The 24,743-nt window shown below is 43.4% G+C and carries 6 protein-coding genes; all 6 read left to right on the top strand.

The features are described 5' to 3' along the window. The first annotated feature begins 10 nt into the window (after positions 1-10). The 6 genes from PUQ00_RS08410 to PUQ00_RS08385 all read left to right on the top strand — a co-directional run bounded on the left by PUQ00_RS08410 (position 11) and on the right by PUQ00_RS08385 (position 24,605). Complete coding sequence (locus tag PUQ00_RS08410) at positions 11-2,554, top strand: condensation domain-containing protein (protein WP_300415081.1); 2,544 nt, start codon at positions 11-13, stop codon at positions 2,552-2,554. Next, entirely contained in the window at positions 2,551-5,787 is a 3,237-nt protein-coding gene (locus tag PUQ00_RS08405) for an amino acid adenylation domain-containing protein (protein ID WP_300415079.1), read from the top strand. Before PUQ00_RS08410 ends, PUQ00_RS08405 begins: the two co-directional genes overlap by 4 nt. 69 nt (positions 5,788-5,856) lie before the next feature. Beyond that, positions 5,857-10,584 carry a type I polyketide synthase gene (locus tag PUQ00_RS08400; RefSeq protein WP_300415077.1) on the top strand — a complete coding sequence of 1,576 codons (4,728 nt, stop codon included), beginning with the start codon at positions 5,857-5,859 and terminating at the stop codon, positions 10,582-10,584. Further along, the gene (locus tag PUQ00_RS08395; protein WP_300415075.1) at positions 10,577-15,328 is read left to right on the top strand and encodes a type I polyketide synthase; all 4,752 of its coding nucleotides are present in this window, start codon (positions 10,577-10,579) and stop codon (positions 15,326-15,328) included. Before PUQ00_RS08400 ends, PUQ00_RS08395 begins: the two co-directional genes overlap by 8 nt. After that, positions 15,325-18,777: an amino acid adenylation domain-containing protein gene (locus tag PUQ00_RS08390; RefSeq protein WP_300415073.1), complete on the top strand. Its 3,453-nt coding sequence runs from the start codon at positions 15,325-15,327 to the stop codon at positions 18,775-18,777. Before PUQ00_RS08395 ends, PUQ00_RS08390 begins: the two co-directional genes overlap by 4 nt. Continuing rightward, positions 18,777-24,605, top strand: a complete 5,829-nt coding sequence (locus tag PUQ00_RS08385) for a type I polyketide synthase (RefSeq protein ID WP_300415071.1) — start codon at positions 18,777-18,779, stop codon at positions 24,603-24,605. The genes PUQ00_RS08390 and PUQ00_RS08385 overlap by 1 nt, the downstream gene beginning before the upstream one ends. Positions 24,606-24,743 lie beyond the last annotated feature (138 nt).

Below are 24,743 nucleotides of genomic sequence, written 5' to 3'. Positions count from 1 at the left end.
AATAAGATAAATGAGTTATTCATCCACGCATATAGGTGATTTTTCCTCAGAAAAACAAGAGCTTTTTAAACAACTACTCAAGAAGAAGGGGATAAACAGTCCAGGAACACAGATAATTTCTCGTAGAACAGAAACTGGTTCGTGCAAACTCTCATTTGCCCAGCAGCGACTATGGTTCCTGGCTCAGTTGGAGCCAGACAGCCCTTTTTACAACATTTTTGCTGCTGTTCGTCTACAGGGACAATTGAACCAAGAGGCACTAAAACAAAGTTTCAACGAAATTTTACGCCGCCACGAAACGTTGCGAACGAATTTCCAGACAGTAGAAGGGCAACCCGTGGCAGTTATCTCCAAAGCGACACCACTACTGTTGCCCGTACTCGATATCAGTGAGTTACCTTTAAATCAACAACAAGCCGAAGTCACACAACTGGCAGACTTAGCACGACAATCGTTTGACCTCAACAGCGACCTTCTGTTGCGGGTGAAACTACTGCGCCTTGAGGAACAAGAGCATATAGTACTACTGACGATGCACCACATTACCTCTGACGGCTGGTCAATTGGTGTGTTAGTGCGTGAGGTGACAGCACTTTATCAAGCCTTCTGTAGTGGGCAACCCTCACCACTTCCCGAACTGCCAATTCAGTATGCAGACTTTGCTGTATGGCAACGACAGCAGTTACAAGGAGAGGTACTTGAAGCTCAACTTGCTTACTGGAAGAAACAATTAGGAAGCAACCTCCCTATACTGCAATTACCGACAACTCGTCCGCGAACAGAAGTTAAAACCAATAAGGGCGCTACTCAATCTTTCCTCATTCCCTCTAACATATCTCAAGAACTGCAAGCACTGTCGCGTCAACAAGGTGTCACCTTATTCATGACCTTGCTGGCAGGTTTTCAGATACTACTACAACGCTACACTAGTCAAAATGACATCGTTGTTGGCACTGATGTCGCTAATCGTAATCAAGCAGAAATTGAATTATTAATTGGCTTTTTTGTCAATCTGCTTGTCTTACGTACCGAGTTGAGCGGAAACCCCACCTTTGAGGAATTGCTTAAACGAGTACGCTCTGTAACATTAGGAGCTTATGCTCATCAAGATTTGCCGTTTGATCAATTAGTCAAAGCTTTGCAACCAGAGCGTAATGTGAGCAACACGCCGCCATTATTTCAGGTGTTGTTTGTCCTCCAGAATACTCCCACGTCACCTTTGGAATTGCCAGGACTGACCTTAAGCCTGTTAGAAGTTGAAAACAAAATAGCAAGGTTTGATTTAGCACTATTTATCACCGAAACAGAGCAAGGCATCTTGGGCAAGTGGCAGTACAACTCTGATCTTTTTGATGTCAGCACCATCACTCGCATGACAAACAACTTCCAGACGCTACTCAACAGCATTGTGTCCCAACCTGATGCACGAATCGGCAATTTAGAAATGCTGACTGATGCCGAAATAAAACAACAAACCACGCAAAAAATGGAGCGCAAAGCGTTCAAGCGAGAAAAGTTTATTAGCCTTGCGCCCAAAGCGTTAAGTTTATCACAAGAAAGATTAATCAAGACTATTTATCTCCAACCAGGGCAAACATTTCCTCTTGTAATTCAGCCAGATGCTGACGAGATTGATTTTGTGGCTTGGGCTAAAACTAACCAAAAATTTCTAGAAACAGAATTGTTGAAACATGGAGCGATTCTATTTCGAGATTTCAATGTAGATTCTCTCTCAGAATTTGAAAGTGTTGCCCAGGCAATTTGTCCAGATTTATTCGGTGAGTATGGCGACTTACCTCGTGCTGGAGAAAGCGGTAAAGTTTATGGTTCTACTCCTTACCCACCCGATACAGCTATTCTTTTCCACAATGAAAGCTCTCACTTACATCAGTTTCCTTTAAAAATTTGGTTTTTCTGCGTACAACCTGCTAAACAAGGTGGACAAACGCCGATTGTAGACTGTCGAAAAGCTTATAAACTCCTCAATCCCAAACTACGAGAAGTATTAGCTGAAAAACAATTCATGTACGTTCGTAATTATACGAATGGTTTAGATGTAAGCTGGCAAGATTTCTTTCGTACCAATGACAAATCTTTAGTAGAAAATTACTGTATTCAGGCTAAAATCGATTTTGAATGGTATGATAATAATAGTCTAATGACTCGTCAAGTTCGTCCAGTAATAGCAGTACATCCTAAAACTGGTGATCAGGTATTTTTCAATCAAATACAGTTACACCATATAGCATATTTAGATGCAGAACTCCGAGAATCTCTGTTGTCATTGTTTGGAGATCAAAAGCTACCACGTAATGTTTATTATGGGGATGCTACTCCCATAGAAGACGAAGTAATTGCAGAAATTAATCAAGTTTATCAGCAGTCGAAGACAAGTTTTCCTTGGCATAAAGGAGACATTTTGATGCTAGATAATATGCTTGTTGCACACGGACGTTACCCCTATGAGGGGGAACGCAAAATTGTGGTAGCAATGGGAGAAATGATTCAAAGCCAAAACATTACACTTCATAGCAGGCAAGGAGGAGGTAAATGATAACTGACGCTACTAGTAACGGTTTTAGGCTATCTCCTCATCAGAAACGCCTTTGGTTATTACAGCAAGATAGTTCTGCTTACTTAACTCAAAGTACTGTTCTGATACAAGGCAATCTTCAACTAGAAATTTTAAAAGCAGCATTACAGCAAGTCGTCAATCGGCATGAAATTCTTCGGACAAATTTGTGTCGCTTGCCTAGTATAAAAACTCCTGTGATGGTTGTTGCCGATCGCAGTTCCCTTTTCTGGCAAGATATTGATTTAAGCGATTGTTCTGAGCCGCAACAGTTATCTAAAATAGAGGAGCTTTTTCAGCAGGTTAGACATCAAGGTTTTAACTTCGAGCCAGCTTCCTTATTGCGTTTATCTTCACTGAAACTGTCGCCAAATACACATATTCTGTTGATCTCCTTACCTGCACTTTGTGCAGATGTCCAGACAATTAAGAATCTAGTTAATGAAATTAGTAATTCATATTCTAGTTGCTTAGAAGGAAAAAAATTGTGCGATGAAGTAGTGCAATTCATACAATTCTCAGAATGGCAAAATCAGTTACTAAGAGATGAGGACGCAAGGACTGCTAATGAATACTGGTCTCAGCAAAAATTATCTTCTTTAGCTACGTTAAAGTTACCTTTTGAGAATAAAACTTTAAAAAAATCAGGATTTGAGATAGACTCTACCAAATTGGTAATAGCTCCTGAACTGGCAGCCAAGATTGAAATTTTAGCCCAAAAGTATAATACTTCCGTTGTTGTTGTCTTACTAGCTTGTTGGCAAACCCTCATTTGGCGACTTACAGGAGAGCCAGATATCGTTATTGGTATGGGTTGCGATCGCAGAGAATATGAAGAACTCCATAACATACTGGGACTGCTTGCCACCTGGATACCAATTAAAAGTCATTTGACACCAGACTTACGCTTTCAAGAAGTTTTGAAACTTGCTGAAAAAACTTTAGACGATGCTACAGAATGGCAGGATTATTTCGTTCCTGAACCTATAGATAATGACAATCACCTAGCTTTTTCCATTGGTTTCGAGTTTGACCAATTACCAGAAAAACGCTTTGTCGGTGGTGTCTCATTTGATCTTGATAAATATTACAGCTGTATAGAGCCATTCAAAGTTAAACTCACTTGTACTCGGCGCGATAACTCTCTAATTGCAGAATTTTACTACGATGTCAATTACTTCAAGGCAGATACTATTGGGCGTTTAGTTGGACAATTTCAAACTTTATTAACTAGTACGACTGCAAATCCAGAGCAGAAAATCAGTCAATTAGAGATACTCAGCGAAAGCGATCGCCAACAGCTACTAGCCGAGTTTAATCAAACGCAGATTGATTATCCACTAGATAAATGTATACATAAGCTTTTTGAAGAACAAGTAGAAAAAACACCTAATGACATTGCCGTTATATTTGAAGACCAACAACTCACCTATGCAGAGCTTAACTGCAAAGCTAATCAACTAGCTCATTACTTGCAAACATTGGGAGTCAAGCCGGAAGTTTTAGTTGGGCTTTGTGTAGAGCGATCGCTGGAAATGATTATAGGACTTTTGGGCATCCTCAAAGCTGGTGGAGCCTACCTACCGCTAGATCCAGCATTACCAAAGGAGGGTTTTGGCTTACGGTTACAGGATGCCCAAGTACCAGTGCTACTGACACAACAGCGATTAGTAGATATACCAACAGATAGATCGCAGATAGTCCGATTAGACACCGACTGGGATATTATTGCTCAACACAGCGATCACAATCCCATCAGTGAAGTCACAAGAGAGAATCTTGTCTATGTATTGTTCACCTCTGGCTCTACTGGTATACCAAAGGGAGTGGCAATTGAACACCAGCAACTCCTGAATTACCTAAACGGAATCATCGATAGGTTGCATTTATCAACAACAACCAACTTCGCTACTGTTTCCACCCTAGCAGCAGATTTGGGTAATACTGTTATCTTTTCTTCTCTTTGTACTGGAGGATGTCTGCATATATTGTCTACTGAGTGTTCTACTGACTCAGTAGCATTAGCCAAATACTGCCGCAGATATCCCATAGACTGTCTCAAAATTGTACCCTCCCACCTTGCCACCCTGATTGCATCTGCACCATCCGAGTCCATTTTGCCTCGCCAGCGACTGATTCTTGGTGGTGAAGCAGCAAGTTGGAAACTTATTGAGCAGATTCACGCCTCTGCGCCAAACTGCCTTATCTTCAATCACTACGGTCCTACAGAAGCTACCGTAGGGGTTACTACTTTTGCGGTTGAGGATAAACAAGCTAACTATAGTTCACAGACACTTTTGCTTGGTCGTCCACTCGCTAACACGCAGATTTATTTGCTTGACGAGCAACTGCAACCCGTGCCCATTGGTGTGACAGGTGAACTATACATTGGCGGTGCTTCTTTAGCTCGCGGTTATTTAAATCGGTCTGAGTTAACAGCGGAACGGTTTATTCCGAACCCCTTTGCAGAAACAAGATTAATTGCCTCTGGGTCAGGATCGCGCTTATATAAAACTGGTGACTTAGCTCGCTACTTAAGCGATGGCAATATTGAGTTTCTTGGACGGGTTGATCATCAAGTCAAAGTCAGGGGTTTCCGTATTGAGCTTGAAGAAATTGAGGCCATACTGTGTCAACACCCGGAAGTACAACAGGCTGTCGTTGCAGCTTGCGAAGAAGAGTTTAGTAACAAGCGCTTGGTAGGGTACGTTGTTCCTAACCACAAACAAACACTCAGTGTTAGTGAACTGCACAGATTCCTGAAAGAGAAGCTGCCCGAATACATGATACCCTCAACCTTCGTCATGTTGAAAGCTCTGCCACTTACGCCTAATGGAAAAGTCAACCGCAACGCACTACCAGAACCAGATGGTCATCGCCCAGAATTAGAAGTAACTTATGAGCCACCTAGAACTGAAGTCGAGCAAACCATTGTTAACATTTGGCAACAGATGCTTCATGTAGAGAAGGTGGGCATTCATGATAATTTCTTCGACCTTGGTGGTCATTCATTACTGCTGGTTCAAATTCATGCCAAACTGCGAGAAATGTTAAACACAAATGTATCGATAGTTAATTTATTTGAATATCCAACTATCAACTCCTTAGCTAAATATTTAACTGAAGAGAAAAGTGACATCTGCGATTTTAAAGAAAGTAATCAACGAGCAGAAAACCGGATTGCTTCCAGGTCTTCAAGAGTAAAAAATAGATAAAATTTAGAAATTTAAGATAATATTTGAATTGCCTAAATACAAAATATAAAATAAAAAAAGGATCTCGTGATGAATAGTCTAGAAACAGCGAATAAAATAGGCGATTTAGATATAGCTGTTATTGGTATGTCTGGACGATTTCCTCAAGCCCAAAATCTTGATGCTTTTTGGCATAATTTGCGAGATGGCATTGAATCAATTTCGTTTTTTTCAGATCAAGAACTGGAGTCTGTAGGAGTAGACTCAATTGTATTAAATGACCCTCACTATGTAAAAGCCAACACTGTACTGGAAAATTTAGAATTATTCGATGCCTCATTCTTTGATTACTCTCCCAGAACAGCAGAAATTATGGACCCACAGCACCGTCTTTTTTTGGAAACTGCCTGGGAGGCTCTTGAAAATGCTGGCTATAATTCTAAGACATCTGAAAGTCGAATCAGTGTTTACGGTAGTGCTAGTATTAGTAGCTACTTTTTATTCAATCTTTTTTCCAACACCGAACTGATAAAATTAGTTGGTCTTGACCAAATTAGGCATAACAATCGTACAGATAACCTGACTACACGAGTCGCTTATAAACTAGATTTGAAGGGATCAGCTATCACTGTCCAAACTGCATGCTCTAGTTCATTAGTTGCCGTTCACTTAGCCTGTCAAAGCTTAATAGATCGTGAATGTGATATGGCTTTGGCTGGTGGAGTTTCAGTAACAGCATTACAAAAAGCCGGCTATTTTTATCAAGAAGGGGGAATTTTGTCTCCCGACGGACACTGTCGCGCTTTTGATGCTCAGGCAAAAGGAACTGTGAGTGGTGATGGTGTAGGTATAGTAGTTTTAAAGCGACTAGCAGATGCTCTAGCTGATGGAGATTGTATTCATGCTGTTATTAAAGGTTCAGCTATTAATAATGATGGTTCTTCAAAAGTTGGTTATACAGCTCCTAGCATTGATGGTCAAGCAAAAGTAATTGCGGAGGCTCTTGCTGTGGCTCAGGTTAAGTCAGAAATGGTAAGTTATGTAGAAGCTCATGGAACCGGAACTTCCCTAGGAGATCCGATTGAGATAGCGGCGCTAACCAAATCTTTTGGTGCTACCACTGACAAAAAAGGTTTCTGCGCTATTGGTTCGGTAAAGACGAACATCGGACACTTAGATAGTGCGGCTGGTGTTACGGGTTTAATCAAGACGATTCTAGCGCTCAAACATCAACAGATACCTCCCAGTTTGCACTTTAAACAGCCCAATCCCCAGATAGATTTTGCTAATAGCCCTTTTTACGTTAATAACAAGCTTTCTGAATGGAAGTCGAACGGGCATCCTCGGTATGCAGGGGTAAGTTCTTTTGGGATTGGCGGTACTAATGCTCATATAATTCTTGAGGAAGCCCCAGATGTAAAACCATCTAATTTTGGGCGGATACAGAAGTTGTTGGTAATCTCTGCCAAAACTAGCTCTGCACTGGAGACTGCCACAGACAACTTTGTCAAGCACTTACAGCAGTATCCTGAACTCAACTTGGCAGATGTCGCTTACACTCTTGGGGTGGGTCGTCGAGCTTTTGACCATCGTCGAATGGTGGTTTGTCAAGACCTTAACGATACAATCAAAATTTTAGAAACAAAAGACCCGCAACGAGTTTTTACCCATTTCCAAGAACCATGTGAGCGAGAAGTTGTGTTTATGTTTCCTGGTCAGGGGTCTCAGTATGTAGAGATGGGTCGAGAACTGTACCAGACTGAGCCAATTTTTCGGGAACAAGTTGATTATTGCTGTGAAATACTTATACCTGTTTTAGGGCTAGACTTACGCACTATTCTGTATCCAAGTGAAGAACAGACACAACAGGCAGCACAAGAGCTTACACAAACTGATATTACTCAGCCAGCGCTATTTGTAATTGAATACGCTTTGGCAAAGTTGTGGATGATTTGGGGAGTGCATCCTTGTGCAATGATTGGTCACAGCATTGGGGAATATGTAGCAGCCTGTTTAGCTGGTGTGTTCTCCCTAGAAGATGCATTGGTGCTAGTGAGTGCGCGTGGACAACTAATGCAGCAAATGCCTGCTGGTGATATGCTGGCTGTACCCCTGCTAGAGAAAAAAGTGCAATCAATGCTTGGCGAAGAACTTGCCCTAGCTGCAATCAACGCACCATCTCTGTGCGTGGTTTCGGGGCTAAAGTCAGCGATTGATGAATTGCATAACAAGTTGACCGAGGAAGGGGTTGACTCTCGTCGTCTGCATACTTCCCATGCCTTTCATTCCCAAATGATGGAACCAATCATTGAGCCGTTCATGGCACAGGTTAAAAAAATTAACCTGAAGGCTCCGCAAATTCCTTTTGTATCCAACGTTACTGGTACTTGGATTACTGTAGCAGAGGCAACCGACTCAAGCTATTGGGCAAAGCATTTACGGGAAACTGTGCGCTTTGCTGAAGGAATTGCCGAGTTCGTGCAACAGCCGAGGCGGATTCTGTTAGAAGTTGGTCCTGGACGCACGTTGAGTACATTAGCTAGACGACATCCAGATAAAGCGGCTGAACAAGTTATATTAAATTCCTTACGCCATCCACAAGAGCACGGTTCGGATGTAACGTTTTTGTTAAATACATTAGGTCAGCTATGGCTTACCGGGGTAGAGGTGGATTGGTCAGGATTCTATACCCATGAGCAGCACCGTCGCCTGCCTTTGCCTACCTATCCCTTCGAGCGTCAGCGTTACTGGATTGATCCCAAAAAACAAACAGACGTTATCAAGATGGATGTAGAAACTTTACCTACAACCTCTCTACGCAAAAATCCAGAAATGGCAAACTGGTTCTACATTCCCTCTTGGAAACGCTCCTCACTACCTATCAATCACCCAAGTGAAAATCCGATTTTGTCCTGCACTCTTGTGTTTATCGATGAGTGCGGCTTGGGTGAAGAGCTGGTGAAACGACTCGAAGTTGAAGCGCAGGATGTAATAGTTGTAAGGATCGGGTCGCAGTTTACTAAACTAAGCGAGTACGTGTATACTCTGAATCCTGGACAATTTAACGACTACGAAACTCTGCTTAATGAACTTCTAGCAAAAAACAAGTTTCCTACGAAAATTGTTCACTTATGGAGTGTAACACCTACTGTTCATGCAGAATTAGGAGTGAAAACAGTTGACAAATCTCAACAAACAGGATTTTACAGTCTGCTATTTCTAGCACAGGCACTCGGAAAACAGAATTTTACTGATGAGCTTCAAATTGCGGTTATTTCCAATAATATGCAGGAAGTGGCAGGCGAAGAGTTGCTGTGTCCAGAAAAAGCAACTTTACTTGCACCTATTAGGGTCATTCCTCAAGAATACCCAAACATCAACTGTCGTAGCATTGATGTTGTTATTCCCAAGTCTGCAAACTGGAGTGAGCAAAAACTTATAGACCAACTGCTCAAAGAGCTTGAGGCTTATACTTCTGACCGAGTTATTGCATACCGTGGTTTTCACCGGTGGGTGCAAACCTTTGAGCCAATTGAATTGCATGAAGCCAAGGGAGAGACACCAAGATTAAGGGAAGGAGGAGTTTATCTGATTACAGGTGGACTCGGAGGTATTGGACTTGTGCTAGCTGAACATCTGGCTCGTACTGTCAGAGCCAAGTTGATTTTGACTGGACGCTCAACTTTTCCAGCTTTTGACAAATGGGAACAATGGTTGAATACTCATGATGAGCAAAATGTTATCAGTTGTAAGATTCGGAAAGTGCAGGAACTTGAAGAACTGGGTGCAGAAGTTTTGGTGATCAGCGCCGATGTGACCAACTCTGAACAAATGGAAGTAGCGATCGCTCAAGCACAAGAGCAATTTGGTCAAATCAATGGTGTCATACATGCAGCAGGGGTTCCTAGTGGCAGCATGATCCAGCGAGAAACACTGCAAACAGTAGAAGCTATCCTAGCACCTAAAGTCAGAGGTACTTTGGTTCTCGATAGTATTCTCAAAAATGTTCAACTGGATTTCTTTGTCCTTTCTTCAGCACGTACTGAAATACTAGGGATATTTGGGCAGATTGATTATATTGCTGGAAATGCTTTTCTTGACGCCTTCGCTCATTATAAGGCTAACCGAGATAGCACATTCATTGTATCTATTGACTGGTGTGCTTGGCAGAAGGTGGGAATGGCAGCAGAGGTGGTGAAGCAACGAGATCAAACTTCAAATATTTCCCAAACATTTCAATTTAAAGAAGAGTTATTACCCTCAGAAGGAATAGAGGTCTTTAAACGAATTCTGGAGAGTACACTGCCACAGATTATTGTATCTACCTATGATATCCAGAGTCGTGATTTTTTAATTTCAAGTAAACAGGATAATGGTTTGAAAGGTAAATCTTACCCGAAAGTGTTGGAGACAGCTAACCTATTCAAACCAACACAGCAACGACCATCACTGATTAATCCTTATATTGCTACTAGAAATGAAACTGAACAAAAGCTTGCTGACATTTGGCAAGAACTTCTTGGGATTGAGGCGATAGGAATCCACGACAACTTCTTTGAGCTTGGTGGCGATTCACTTCTTATAGTTCAAGTTCGCAGCAAACTGCGAGAAAAGTTTAATAAAGATATATCAATATCCGACGCATTTGAATATCCGACCATAAGTGCCTTGGCAGAATATCTCACCCGCAAAGAGGATGAACAGCTTGTCTATCAACAAGCTTATGACCGCGCCCAGAGGCAAAAAGAAGCTATTGAAGAAAACAGCCAACTGATGAAGCGAAAACTAATCAAACAAAATAAGAAGACAAATGGATAACCCTGAATCTCACGATTCCTTAAAAGGAATAGCCGTTATCGGGATGGCTGGTCGTTTTCCCGGAGCCAAAACTACTGATGAGTTTTGGCAGAATTTATGTGAAGGACGGGAGTCGATTTCATTCTTTACTGATGAGGAATTACTCTCAGAAGGTGTAGACCCGACTTTGCTGCGTAACCCTCACTATGTAAAAGCAGGAGTTGGGCTGTCAGATATAGAGATGTTTGACGCTCCATTCTTCGGCTTCACGCCTAGTGAAGCTGAAGTAATGGACCCACAACACCGTCTTTTTTTGGAGTGTGCTTGGGAAGCTCTTGAAAATGCAGGTTATGACTCTGAAACATATGAAGAGTTGATAGGAGTTTACGCAGGGAGCAACCTAAGTACCTACTTACTGAACAACCTGATCTCAAATCATGATCTTCTCAAATCGCTAAGTGGGACAATTATTCTTTGTGGTAATGAGAAAGACCACATACCTACACGAGTTTCTTACAAATTGAACCTAAAGGGACCGAGCCTTAACGTCAGTACTGCTTGTTCCACGTCATTGGTAGCAGTTCATCTAGCATGTCAAGGATTGTTGAGTTACCAATGTGATATGGCGCTAGCTGGTGGCATTGCAGTACGAGTTCCGCAAAATAAAGGTTATTTACATCAAGAAGATGGAATAACTTCTCCCGATGGTCACTGTCGCACTTTTGATGCTAAAGCGCAAGGCACCGTTTTCGGTAACGGTATGGGCATTGTTGTGCTAAAAAGGTTAGAGGAAGCACTGGCAAATGGCGACTGCATTTATGCAGTTATTAAGGGTTCAGCCATCAATAACGACGGTTCTTTGAAAGTGGGTTACACAGCACCCAGCGTCAATGGACAAGCGGAGGTGATTGCCGAGGCTCAGGCGCTAGCTGAGTTTACTCCTGAGACAATTACCTATATAGAATGCCACGGAACAGGCACAGTTATGGGCGATCCTATTGAACTTAGGGCGCTGAAAAAAGTATTTAGTGCAGGAACAAATAAGAAGCGCTTCTGCGCCATTGGTTCAGTAAAAACTAATATCGGACATTTAGATAGGGCATCTGGTGTTGCAAGCCTTATCAAGACCGTCCTTGCACTCAAGCACAGACAAATACCAGCCAGCTTGCATTTTGAGCAACCCAATCCCGAAATTGATTTTGCTAACAGCCCTTTTTACGTCAATACCACGTTGTCTGATTGGAAAACGACCGGCACTCTTCGCCGTGCGGGAGTCAGTTCTTTTGGCTTTGGTGGGACTAATGCCCATGTGATTCTTGAAGAAGCCCCAGTTGTTGAACCATCTGGTCCCGCTCGCCCCTGGCAGTTTCTAGTGCTGTCTGCCAAGACCAGTACCGCACTAGAAACTGCCACAGCGAATTTAGCAGCTCACCTTAAGCAGCATCCTGATTTGAATTTCGCTGATGTAGCTTACACCGAGTGTGTCGGTCGTCGAGATTTCGATCATCGCCGGATGCTGGTGTGCCAAGACCTTGAAGATGCGGTCAAGGCACTATCATCTTTAAATCCTCAACAGGTTTTCACCTACTACCAAAAACCCTGTAATCGCCCTGTAGTGTTTATGTTTTCTGGACAGGGAGCGCAGTACGTGAATATGGGCAAAGAACTCTACCAGAGTGAGCGCATCTTCAAAGAACACTTTGATAAGTGCAGTGAACTGCTCAGACCGCACCTGGGTCTGGATTTGCATACCGTGCTCTATCCTGGTGAACAACAGGCTCAACAAGCAGCAGAGCAGTTACTACAAACCGCGATTACTCAACCAGCACTATTTGTGATTGAGTATGCCCTAGCTCAGTTGTGGATGGCATGGGGCGTGTATCCAGAAGTAATGATTGGTCACAGTATCGGGGAATATGTAGCCGCGACAGTAGCTGGAGTCTTCTCTCTTGAAGACGCCCTAGCAGTAGTAGCGAAGCGAGGAAAACTGATGCAGCAACTCCCAACTGGTGCAATGCTCTCAGTTCAACTACCCGAACAACAGGTGCAACCTCTGCTGTTGAGGAAATTGTCTTTAGCCGCAACCAATGCATCTTCCCACTGTGTGGTGTCCGGTCCCACAGAAGCGGTAGAACAATTGCAGATACAGCTACAAGAAAAAGGCGTAGGATGTCGGCGACTGCATACTTCTCATGCCTTTCATTCTCAAATGATGCAACCGATCATTGAGCCATTCACCCAGTTGTTACAACTTGTCAAACTCAATCCCCCGAAAATTCCATTTATCTCCAACGTCAGTGGAACTTGGATTACAAAAGCCGAAGCAACAGACCCCAACTATTGGGCGAGGCATTTAAGGCAACCAGTTCGCTTTCATGAAGGAATTGCTGAGTTGCTCAAAGAGCCAGAACGCATACTGCTGGAGATTGGTCCTGGGAGGACGCTAAGTACCTTTGCTCTTCAGCAACGAGATCCGCAACTGGTGGCGCTGACATCACTGCGCCATCCACAGGAGCAACAGTCGGATGTGGCATTTTTACTCAACACCTTGGGTCGCCTCTGGCTTGTGGGGGTTAAGGTCAATTGGTCTGGTTTTTACGCTCATGAACGGCGTCATCGTATTCCCTTACCAACATATCCTTTTGAGCGCCAGCGTTATTGGATTGAGCCAAACCAAAAAGCTTTACCGGCAATAGCGCGGCAAGAACCGCTAGACAAAAAGCCAGATATTGCTGACTGGTTCTACGTTCCACGCTGGAAAGAATCCATGCTACTGGAGCTTTTGGAAAAAGGAGAACTGACAGGGCAAAAATCATCCTGGTTGGTCTTTGTTGATGGCTATGGAATCGCAGACGAAATCGCCAAACGACTCGAACAACAAGATCACGATGTGATTACCGTTAAGGTAGCAGATAAATTTGCAAAACTCAGCGACTCTAAATATGCAATTAATCCCCAACAACGAGATGATTATGATGCTTTGCTTCAAGCACTGCAACAGCAAGATTGGACTCCAAGTGCGATCGCACATTTTTGGAGTGTCACACCCAATGATACTTTGCCCAGCAACAGGCTAAGTGAACAGACACAGTTAGCGCATGAGTTTTTTGAAAATTGTCAGAATCTTGGTTTTTACAGTTTGCTGTTCTTGGCACAGGCACTGGGAAGACAGGATATTACCAATTCTCTGAAACTAATAGTCGTGACCAGCAATATACATGATGTCACTGGCGAAGAGAAATTATGCCCTGAGAAGGCAACGGTATTAGGACCATGCAAGGTGATTCCAAAGGAATATCCGAACATCAACTGCTGTAGTATTGATGTCGTAATTCCTTCTGGCGAAACCCCACCATTAAAACAATTGATAGATTACTTGGTAGCGGAATTTACAGCAGATCAGACTGAGGACGTAGTTGCCTACCGTGGGCATCATCGCTGGGTTCAGACCTTTGAGACTGTCCGCTTAAATGAGCGCATTGGAGGCAAAACTAAGTTAAGGCAAGGAGGAGTTTACTTAATCACTGGCGGACTCGGCGGCATTGGTTTGGTATTGGCAGAATATCTAGCTAAGACAGTACAGGCTAAGTTGATCCTGATTGGACGAAAAGGGCTACCCAAGCGATCGCAGTGGGAACAATGGCTAGCAACCCATGATTCCCAAGATGCCATCAGCTGCAAGCTCCAGAAACTGCTGGCCCTTGAGGAATTGGGCGCACAGATTCAGGTCAATAGTGCCGATGTGGCTAATTTTGAACAAATGCAGGCAGCGATCGCTCAGGCATTACGACAATTTGGTGAGATTAATGGTGTCATCCACGCAGCTGGTATTGCCGGTGGCGGTATGGTTCAACTTAAAACACCGGATTTAGCAACCAGTGTCCTTGCACCGAAAGTGAAGGGGACACTAGTACTGGAGCAAGTTTTAAAGAATATCAATTTGGATTTCTTCGTGCTTTGTTCATCCCTAAGTTCCATACTAGGCGAATTTGGACAGGTAGATTATTCTGCCGCGAATGCCTTTCTAGATGTCTATGCTCACTCTCAAGCTTCCAAACCTGATCAATTCACAGTCGCAATCAACTGGGATAGTTGGCAAGAAGTCGGGATGGCAGTGGAAACTGTAATACCAGATGAGATCAAACACTTACGTGAAGAAAATCTCAAAAAAGGAATAGCACCTCAAGAGGGTGCTGATGCGTTTAATCGCATTCTGGGGACTGGGCTACCTCAGATTGTTGTGTCAACACAAGATATCCAAGCCATAATTGATCAGAACCATTCCTACCAATCCCTGGAAGAGGGATTTGCGTTTTTAGAAGAGAAATTAGCGACGAATTTCTTCAAACCAACCCATCCCCGCCCCAATCTAGGGAATGATTATATCGCTCCCCGTAACGAGGTCGAAAAAACCGTTGCAGAAATCTGGCAACAGCTTCTTGGGATCGAGCAGATAGGCATTTATGATAACTTCTTTGAATTGGGAGGCCACTCCCTACTGGCTACTCAAGTGATCTCTTGGTTGCGTAAAGAGTTTAAGGTGGAATTGGCCTTGCATAGTTTCTTTGAGACACCGACTGTCGCTGATCAAGCTTTGGCAGTTAAACACAGACAAAGCTCAGGAGAAAACAATCAGGTCAATGCAATTGAAAGAATTGATCGGGGTAATGCTCAACAGAAGTTGGCAAAACTCAATCAAATTTCAGACCAAGAAGTTGAGTCATTACTCAACGAGATGTTAGCTGAAAAGGACGTTGCTCAATGACTAATACTGACGAAAATATTACTGAGCTTTCACCGGAAAAAAAGCGTGAACTTCTGGCACAGCTACTTCAAAAAAAGGTTAGCCAGTCTCACTTTTTCCCAATGTCTTTTGCCCAAGAGCGCCTGTGGTTTCTCGACCAGTTGCAACCCGGTCAACCCTTATACAACGAAGCCTATGCTTTCCACCTGAAGGGGTCACTCAACGTGACTGCACTGGCGCAGAGTCTCAACGAAATTGTCCGGCGTCATGAAGTTTGGCGTACTAATTTTACTATAGTAAATGGGCAACCGTTCCAGGTCATTGCCCCAACCTTAGCTTTGGCTCTACCGATAGTAGATCTACAGTCGCTTCCAGAAGATGCGCTGGAGGCAGAAATACAACGCCTTGCAACTGAGGAGCAAGCACGACCCTTTGATTTGGCAAAAGAAGCACTAGTACGAACCACTCTGCTGCAATTGAGTCAAGCTGAATACGTATTGCTGTTCACAATGCACCACATTGTGTGTGACCAATGGTCTTTTGAAGTACTCATCTGGGAAGTCGCGGAACTTTATAAAGCCTTCTCCAAGGGTAAGCTGTCACCACTCCCAGAACTTCCAATCCAGTATGCAGATTTTGCTGTCTGGCAGCAACAGTGGCTCCAGGGACAAGTGCGAGAGGCTCAACTGTCATACTGGAAGCAGCAGTTGAGCAGTATTCCAAGTGTACTAGAGTTACCCACTGACCATCCTCGTCCACCGATTCAGACCAATCGAGGCGCAAAGCAATCTCTGGTTCTGTCCAAGTCCCTAACTGAAGCTCTTAAGGCACTAAGCCAACAGGAAAAGGCAACACTATTCATGACACTACTAGCAGCGTTTCAGACGTTGCTTTACCGTTACACTGGTGAGGACGACATTGTGGTAGGCACTACCATCTCTGGTCGCAACCGAGCTGAAATCGAGGGACTAATTGGGTTTTTTGTCAACACCTTGGTTATGCGTACTGAACTTTCGGGTACTCCAAGTTTCCGAGAGATTTTGAACCGAGTCCGAGAGGTTGCTCTGGGGGCTTACGCTAACCAAGACTTGCCCTTTGAGCAGCTTGTGGAGAAATTGCAGCCGAAGCGTAACCTGAGCCACACACCGTTATTTCAGGTGATGTTCCAACTCCAGAATACCCTAACCACGACTTTGGAGCTACCAAGTTTAACCTTAAGTCCTTTGAAGTTTGACAAAGAAACGGCGAAATTTGATCTGACCCTAAGTATGGTAGAAGTAAAGCAAGGGCTGATTGGAACTCTGGAGTACAATACCGATCTGTTCAATGCAGCTACCATTACCCAGATGCTGGGGCATTTCCAGAGCTTGCTAGAAGGCATTATCGTCAATCCCGACCAGCAAATATCAAAACTGCCTATCTTAAGTGAGGCAGAACGGCAACAACTTTTGGTAGAGTGGAACAATACCCAAGCTGACTATCCTCAAAACCAATGCATACATGAGTTATTTGAAGCTCAGGTAGAGCGAGCCTCGCTAACGCCTGACAGCATTGCAGTAGTCTTTGAAGACCAACAACTGACCTATCAAGAACTGAATGCCAGAGCAAATCAGCTAGCGCACTACCTGCGTTCAGCAAAGCTGTCGCGTAGCGATTCGCTTGGCGTCAGACCAGAGGTACTGGTAGGAATTTGCATGGAGCGATCGCTTGACATGGCGATCGCAATTCTCGCAACCTTAAAAGCTGGTGGAGCATATGTACCATTAGATCCATCCTATCCGCAAGAACGGTTGGCTTTAATATTAGAAGATGCGAAACCTCTGGTATTGCTTACCCAAAAGCACCTAGTTGCAGAACTCCCTCAATATGGGGCTAAAGTTGTGTGCATAGACGCAGACTGGGAGATAGATGCCTTTGGCTCTGCTGAGGAAAACCCCAGTAGTGGCGTGACAGTGGAAAATCTGGCTTATGTGATTTACACCTCCGGCTCTACGGGAACACCTAAAGGCGTTCTGATAACGCACCAAGCTTTGGTGAACCACAGCATTGCTGCTGCAAAAGCTTATCAACTTCAACCAGAAGATCGCATTCTCCAATTTGCTTCTATTAGCTTTGATGTTGCCGCAGAAGAACTGTTTGCATCATGGTTAAGTGGGTCAACTGTTGTGATCCGACCTAATCGGATACTAGCTTTTGCCAATTTCCTCCAATTCTTGGAACAGGAAAAACTAACTGTTCTCAATTTACCAACTGCATACTGGCATGACTGGGTGTCCGACCTTGCTCAAACAGAAACACTATTACCTTCCACACTTCGCTTAGTGATTGTAGGAACCGAGCAAGCTTTACCAGAAAAACTTGCGCTTTGGGAGAAATTAGTAGGCAATCTCTACCATAAGCTGCCCGGAGGACATCTACGCATCCGTTGGCTGAATGCTTACGGACCGACTGAGGCAACGATTGGCGCAACAATTTATGAGCCACCTGAACCAACTACCTGGCAAGAAAACCAATCCATTTATAGAGTACCGGTTGGGCGTCCGATTGCCAACACCCAAATCTATTTGTTAGACAAACATTTAAACCCTACACCATCAGGTGTACCAGGTGAATTGTATATTAGTGGTGTCGGTATTGCCAGGGGCTATCTCAATCGCCCTAAACTCACTGCCGAGAAATTTATTCCCAACCCTTTTAGCGAGAAATCAGGGACACACCTGTATAAAACTGGCGACTTAGCCCGCTATCTGCCCAACGGAGATATCGAACTGCTTGGACGTATCGACCATCAAGTTAAAATCCGGGGCTTCCGCATCGAACTAGGCGAGATTGAATCAAAATTGAAGCAACACGCTAAAGTACGCGAAGCAGTGGTAGTGGATCGAGAGAACGAGGAGGGTGACAAGCGCCTAGTAGCTTATGTAAGCCCTCATTTTGAGCAGACGCTTACAGTCACGGAACTGCGTAGTTTTCTTCAGGAGAAGCTACCACAATACATGGTGCCCTCGGCTTTGATCGTACTCCCAGCCTTGCCGCTTTTGTCTAACGGTAAGCTCGATCGCCACTCCCTACCAGCACCGGAAACTCTGCGCCCAGAGATCGAAGTTGCTTATGTGATGCCGCAAACTGAGGTGGAACAAAAAATTGCGACTGTTTGGCAAAATGCTCTCAATATTGAGAATATAGGTATTCACGATAACTTCTTTGAACTTGGTGGCCATTCGTTGCTAATGGTTAAGGTTCATACTCAATTACGTCAAATATCCAAAACTGATTTATTATTGCTCGATCTGTTCAGATACCCGACCATAAGTTCCCTCGCAGAGTTCTTCAGTCAAGCTGATAATCAAACATTACCTTTGAGTGAAACTAATATTCAAACAGAAAAAATCTCTGCTGGTAAATCTCAACAGAAAAGACATCGGGAAAAAATAAAGTCAATTATGAATATTAAAGGAGTTCATGAATAATGAATATTCCCATAGAATCTACTCAGATAAATGGTTCAGAAATAGCGATTATTGGTATAGCAGGACGTTTTCCTCAAGCAAAAAATCTTGAGGAATTTTGGAAAAATCTTCAAAATGGTATAGAGTCAATTTCTTTTTTTAGTGATGAAGAACTGTTATCTTCAGGGACAGATTCAGCCATATTCAATGACCCAAAATTTGTCAAAGCACGGGCTGTATTGGAAGATGTAGAACTTTTTGATGCTTCCTTCTTCGGTTTCAATCCCAGAGAAGCCGAAATTACCGATCCGCAACACCGGATTTTTTTGGAATGTGCGGATGTTGCGCTGGAAGATGCCGGTTATGACTCGCAAACCTACAAAGGTTCGATAGGAGTTTACGCCGGATCTAGCCTAAGTACCTACTTACTTAACGTTTACTTAAACCAAAATATTATAAATTCTATAGATTATAACCAACTGGCGATCGCAGGTGACAAAGATTATCTAACTACACGCGTTTCTTACAAACTTAATTTAACTGGACCTAGTTATACAGTTCAAACTGCCTGCTCAACTTCATTAGTTGCGGTTCATTTGGCTTGCCAAAGCTTGCTCAATGGTGAATGTGATATGGGTTTGGCAGGTGGTGTTTCCATAAGTTTTTCTCGAAAAACTGGCTATTTTTACAAAGAAGGGGGAATTGGGTCTCCTGACGGACACTGCCGCGCTTTTGATGCTAAGGCCCAGGGAACTGTTAGCGGCGAAGGTGTAGGTATTGTGGTTTTGAAGAGATTAGAAGATGCTCTAGCAGATGGAGATTCTATTCATGCTGTGATCAAAGGTTCCGCTATCAATAATGATGGATCTTTTAAGGTTAGCTATACAGCACCTCGCATAGATAGTCAAGCCAAGGTGATTAGAACCGCTCAAGTCGTTGCCGAGGTTGAACCTGAAACAATTACCTATATTGAGGCTCATGGTACAGGGACATCTTTAGGAGATCCCATTGAAATTGCGGCGCTAACACAAGCTTTTCGAGCCAGCACTGAGAAAAAAGGCTTTTGTGCTATTGGCTCGGTGAAGACAAACATCGGGCATTTAGACGCTGCTGCTGGGGTGACGGGTTTGATTAAAACAGTCTTAGCTCTCAAGCATAAACAAATACCACCTAGTTTGCACTTTCAGGAACCTAATCCGCAGATTGATTTTGCCAACAGTCCTTTTTACGTCAACACCACACTTTCGGAATGGAAAACAAACGGCACTCCGCGACGTGCAGGTGTCAGTTCCTTTGGGATTGGTGGGACGAATGCTCATATAATTCTTGAAGAAGCCCCACCTCTTGAAACCTCCAGTACTTCTAGCCCTTGGCAGTTGTTGCTACTCTCAGCTAAGACGACTACAGCTTTAGAAGCCGCTACAAATAATCTGGTAAATCATCTCCAGCAGTATTCTAATTTAAAGCTTGCAGATGTAGCTCACACACTTAGTGTTGGTCGTCGAGCTTTCGACCATCGCCGGATGGTGGTGTGCCAAGACGTTAAGGATGCAGTGAAGTTGCTTTCTAGTTTAGATCCACAACGAGTGTTCACTCACTACCAAAAGCCTTCCACTTGCTCGATTGTTTTTATGTTTTCCGGTCAGGGAACGCAGTACATGAATATGGGGAGGGAACTTTATCAGAGTGAGCCAACCTTCAGTGTGGCAGTTGATAACTGTTGTGAACTGCTTAAACCGCACTTGGATTTTGACCTCCTCCATCTACTGTATCCTGATGAAGCAGAGAAAGAAAAGGCAGCAGAGCAACTAAACCAGACTTTTGTTGCCCAGCCAGCACTGTTTACCATTGAATATGCCCTAGCTCAGTTGTGGATGACTTGGGGTGTGCGTCCCGAAGCGATGATTGGTCACAGTATTGGGGAATATGTGGCAGCAACTCTTTCCGGGGTTTTCTCCCTCGAAGACGCTTTAGCGCTAGTCGCAAACCGAGGACGACTGATGCAGCAACTGCCCAGTGGGGAAATGCTCTCTGTTCAACTTAGCGAACAAGAGGTACAACCCCTATTGGTTCGAGAACTGTCTTTAGCCGCAACCAATGGACTTGCCTCCTGTGTGGTTTCTGGTTCAACGCAGGCAATTGAACGATTGCATCAAAAGCTACAAGAAAAAGGTGTAGGCTGTCGGCGGTTGCATACATCCCATGCTTTTCATTCGCAAATGACGGAGCCAATTCTCGACTCGTTTTCTGATTTATTCCAAAAAGTCACACTAAATCCTCCGAAAATTCCGTTTGTGTCTAACGTGAGTGGTACTTGGATTACAACAGCAGAAGCAACAGACCCCTACTATTGGGCAAAGCATCTGCGGCAAACTGTGCGCTTTAGTGAGGGAATAACTGAGTTACTCAAAACACCTGGGCGCATACTGCTAGAGGTTGGGCCAGGAAGAACTTTGAGTACTTTCGCGCTGACGCATCATAATTTGGAACCAGTAGTGCTGACTTCAATCCGCCATCCACAGGAGCAACAGTCAGATGTAGCGTTTTTACATCACACTTTAGGCAGGCTCTGGCTTTTCGGAGTCAAAGTAGACTGGTCTAGTTTTTATGCCAATGAACAACGCCATCATATTCCCTTGCCGACCTATCCATTTGAGCGTCAGCGTTACTGGATTGAACAGCAAAAACAGTCACTTTTACAGGGTTTTCAGCCTAGAGTAACAGCAACCCAGTTGTGGGAATCTCTGGTAGAAGCAGGAGAAACGCAGGCTCGTGCAACTATCGCGATACTTGACGAAGAAACTTATTTGGCGAAGAAACAGTGGTCGGATCGTTTATGCACTACCTATATTAACCTTGCCCTGAAGAAGTTAGGTGCTTTTGGTAACTTTGATGAAAAGTATTCTTCTCAAGAGTTATTTGAGCGATGTCATATTATTCCTCGCTATCAGCAATTGTTATATCGCTTTTTGGATGTGCTAGTAGAGCAAGGTCACTTACAGCAAGAGGAGAAACTGTTTACTAAGTTTGTACCCTTTTCTACGGAGGATTTAAATACTCTGCTAGCAGAAATTAACCATAGATGGGCAGACACACCCCAAATGGGAAATTTAATTAAGCAGTGTGGCGAAAATCTGCCAGTCGTGCTGATGGGGGAAAAAGAACCGTTAGAGTTGTACTTTGCGACGGTAGATGAAAAGGTAAAAACCTCAGAATCTGAATTGCCGTTGAATACTTACTTAAAAGGAATTCTTCGAGCAAGTCTGGAACAGGTGGTGAAGTCCTTACCGCAAGATGTGAACTTAAGAATCTTGGAAATTGGCGGTGGACAGGGTATTGCCACGACAGAATTATTGCCTGTGTTGCCTCCAGAACAAACAAACTACACCTTTACGGATGTGGGTGGTTTGCTCTTAAACCGAGCCAAAGAAAAGTTTACTGCTTATCCTTTCGTCGAGTATCGTTTCCTAGACATTGAAAAATCTCTGATTGAGCAAGGTTATTCCAGCGATCGCTTTGATGTTATCATCGCTGTCAATGTATTGCATGTCACCCGTAACATTGAAAAAACTCTAGATCGCGTGCGCTCTTTGCTGGCTCCTGGAGGATTTTTGTTGCTCTGGGAGATAACTCAACCTCAATTAGATTTTGACATTACAGACGGTCTGCTGATGAATCCGTTAGAGGATGAAGAACGCAGCCGAGGTAATCCATTTTTGTCTAAAGAGCAATGGCAAGAAAAACTGCGATCGCATGGGTTTGGTGAGGTAGCTGTTTTCTCACAAACAGAAGCTTTTGGGGAACAAATCTTCTTGGCTAGAGCTTTGGCAACTGACTCAGTATCTACTGCATTTACAGTTCGGCTTCAAAAAGAAGATGTTCAATTATCTCTAGACAAAAGACCTGATATTGCCGACTGGTTTTACATTCCTTCTTGGAAACGCTCGATGCTGCCGCAACCATTTATACCTGGAATTGAGAAAAATCAACCGGGATACTGGTTAATATTTGGGGATGAGTGCGGTTTGGGCGAAAAAATGGTGCAGCAGCTAGTACTTGCGGATCAGAATGTAATTACTGTAAAAATCGGGGAGCAATTTCAGCGTGAGAGTGAGTGCAGATATACAATTAATCCTCAACAACAGGATGACTACGCTACTCTCTTTAAAGAACTGCGTCAACTAAATAAGATTCCCAACAAGATAGTTCACTTATGGAGCGTCACACCCGACATTGAACCAGAATCAGAAATTAAGTTACAGGAAAAAATTGAGGCACTTGGCTTTTACAGTTTACTATTTCTTGCCCAGGCAATTGGAGAACACAATTCCACTGATTCTCAAGTTACAGTGATCTCAAACAATATGCAGGCAGTAACAGGTGCAGAGGTGTTGTGTCCAGAGAAGGCACTAGTTCTTGGCCCATGTCAGGTCATACCGCTAGAGTACCCAATCAGCTGCCGTAGCATTGATATTGTTGTTCCCAAATCCGAAAGTAGGCAACAGCAGCAACTTATCGACCAACTCCTAGCAGAATTAGTTAGCGAACCTTCCAGCCAGATTATTGCCTACCGTGGACTCCACCGGTGGGTGCAAGATTTTGAACCAGTCCGATTAGATGCAACCGTTGCAGAAAATCCTCGATTAAAAGAAAGAGGAGTTTATCTGATTACTGGTGGATTGGGGGGAGTTGGTTTGACACTAGCAGAATACTTGGCACAGAGCGTACAGGCAAAATTAGTATTGTTGGGGCGATCGCCTTTCCCGGAACCAGACGAGTGGGAAATATGGCTATCTACTCATGATCAACAAGATGATATAAGTTCTAAAATTCGCAAATTGCAAAACCTAGAAGCACTGGGATCAGAAATTATGGCGATCGGTGCTGACGTTGCTGACTCTGAACAAATGTCGGTGGCGATCGCCAAAGTCAATCAACGATTTGGTCAGATCAATGGAGTAATTCATGCAGCAGCCGTTTCTGGCGGAGGTATGATTCAATTAAAAACAAAAGAAGATGCTGCAAATGCGATCGCACCGAAAGTGCGGGGAACACGAGTACTTGAAGCTCTCTTTAAAGAGACCAAACTTGATTTCTTTGTACTTTGTTCATCACTGAGTTCATTTGCTGGGGCATCCGGGATGGTAGATTATACCTCTGAAAATGCCTTCATTGACTCTTTCGCTCACTATAATGCTTTCAAACATGACACATTCATCAAATCTATTAACTGGGATAGATGGAACAGTTTAGGAATGGCAGTTCCTGTTGAAGCACGGCATCAGGAGATAACAGGAGAAGAGTTAATAGGAGGAATGACCCATGAAGAGGGCATTGAAGCGTTTAGACGCATTTTATGCAGTAGCACAGTTCCTCAGGTCATTGTATCAACTCAAGATTTTTCCAGCCTGATCAAGCCAAAGAAATCAACTCAGTCCTTGGAGGAAAAATTAGCCCAGATGAGTCAATCTAAACCAACTCATCCTCGTCCCCATCTTGCGAATGCTTATGTTGCTCCTGGCAACGAAGTTGAGCGAAGCCTTGCTGATATTTGGCAACAACTTCTAGGTATTGAACAGGTAGGAATTCACGACAACTTCTTTGAATTGGGAGGAGACTCTTTATTTGCCACTCAACTCGTTTCTCAACTGTGCAAAACTTTCCAAATAGAACTTTCTTATAAGGGCTTTTTTAATGAACCGACAGTAGCTGAGTTGGCTAAGGTTATTGTACAAAAGCTGGCTGAACAGACTGATTTGGAAGATTTAGCTAGAGCTTTAGCAGATATTGAGCAATTATCAGAAGATGAGGCGCAGACAATACTTGCTTCGCAAAAATTAAGTAATTAACTGAGTTTGATATGACTATGGAATTACCTCTTTCTTTATCTGAAGTTATTGGGTTGAGTTTTTTGACAATTGGGCTGATTGTTGTTACACCCTTAGTTATATATTTGCTTAAAATAACACAAGATTCACAGTACTTAA

The sequence above is a fragment of the Nostoc sp. S13 genome (genome assembly GCF_029379315.1).
GTDB lineage: Bacteria > Cyanobacteriota > Cyanobacteriia > Cyanobacteriales > Nostocaceae > Nostoc.
The sequence above is the reverse complement of the archived record's forward strand: the minus strand, read 5'-3'. Positions and strand labels throughout refer to the sequence as shown.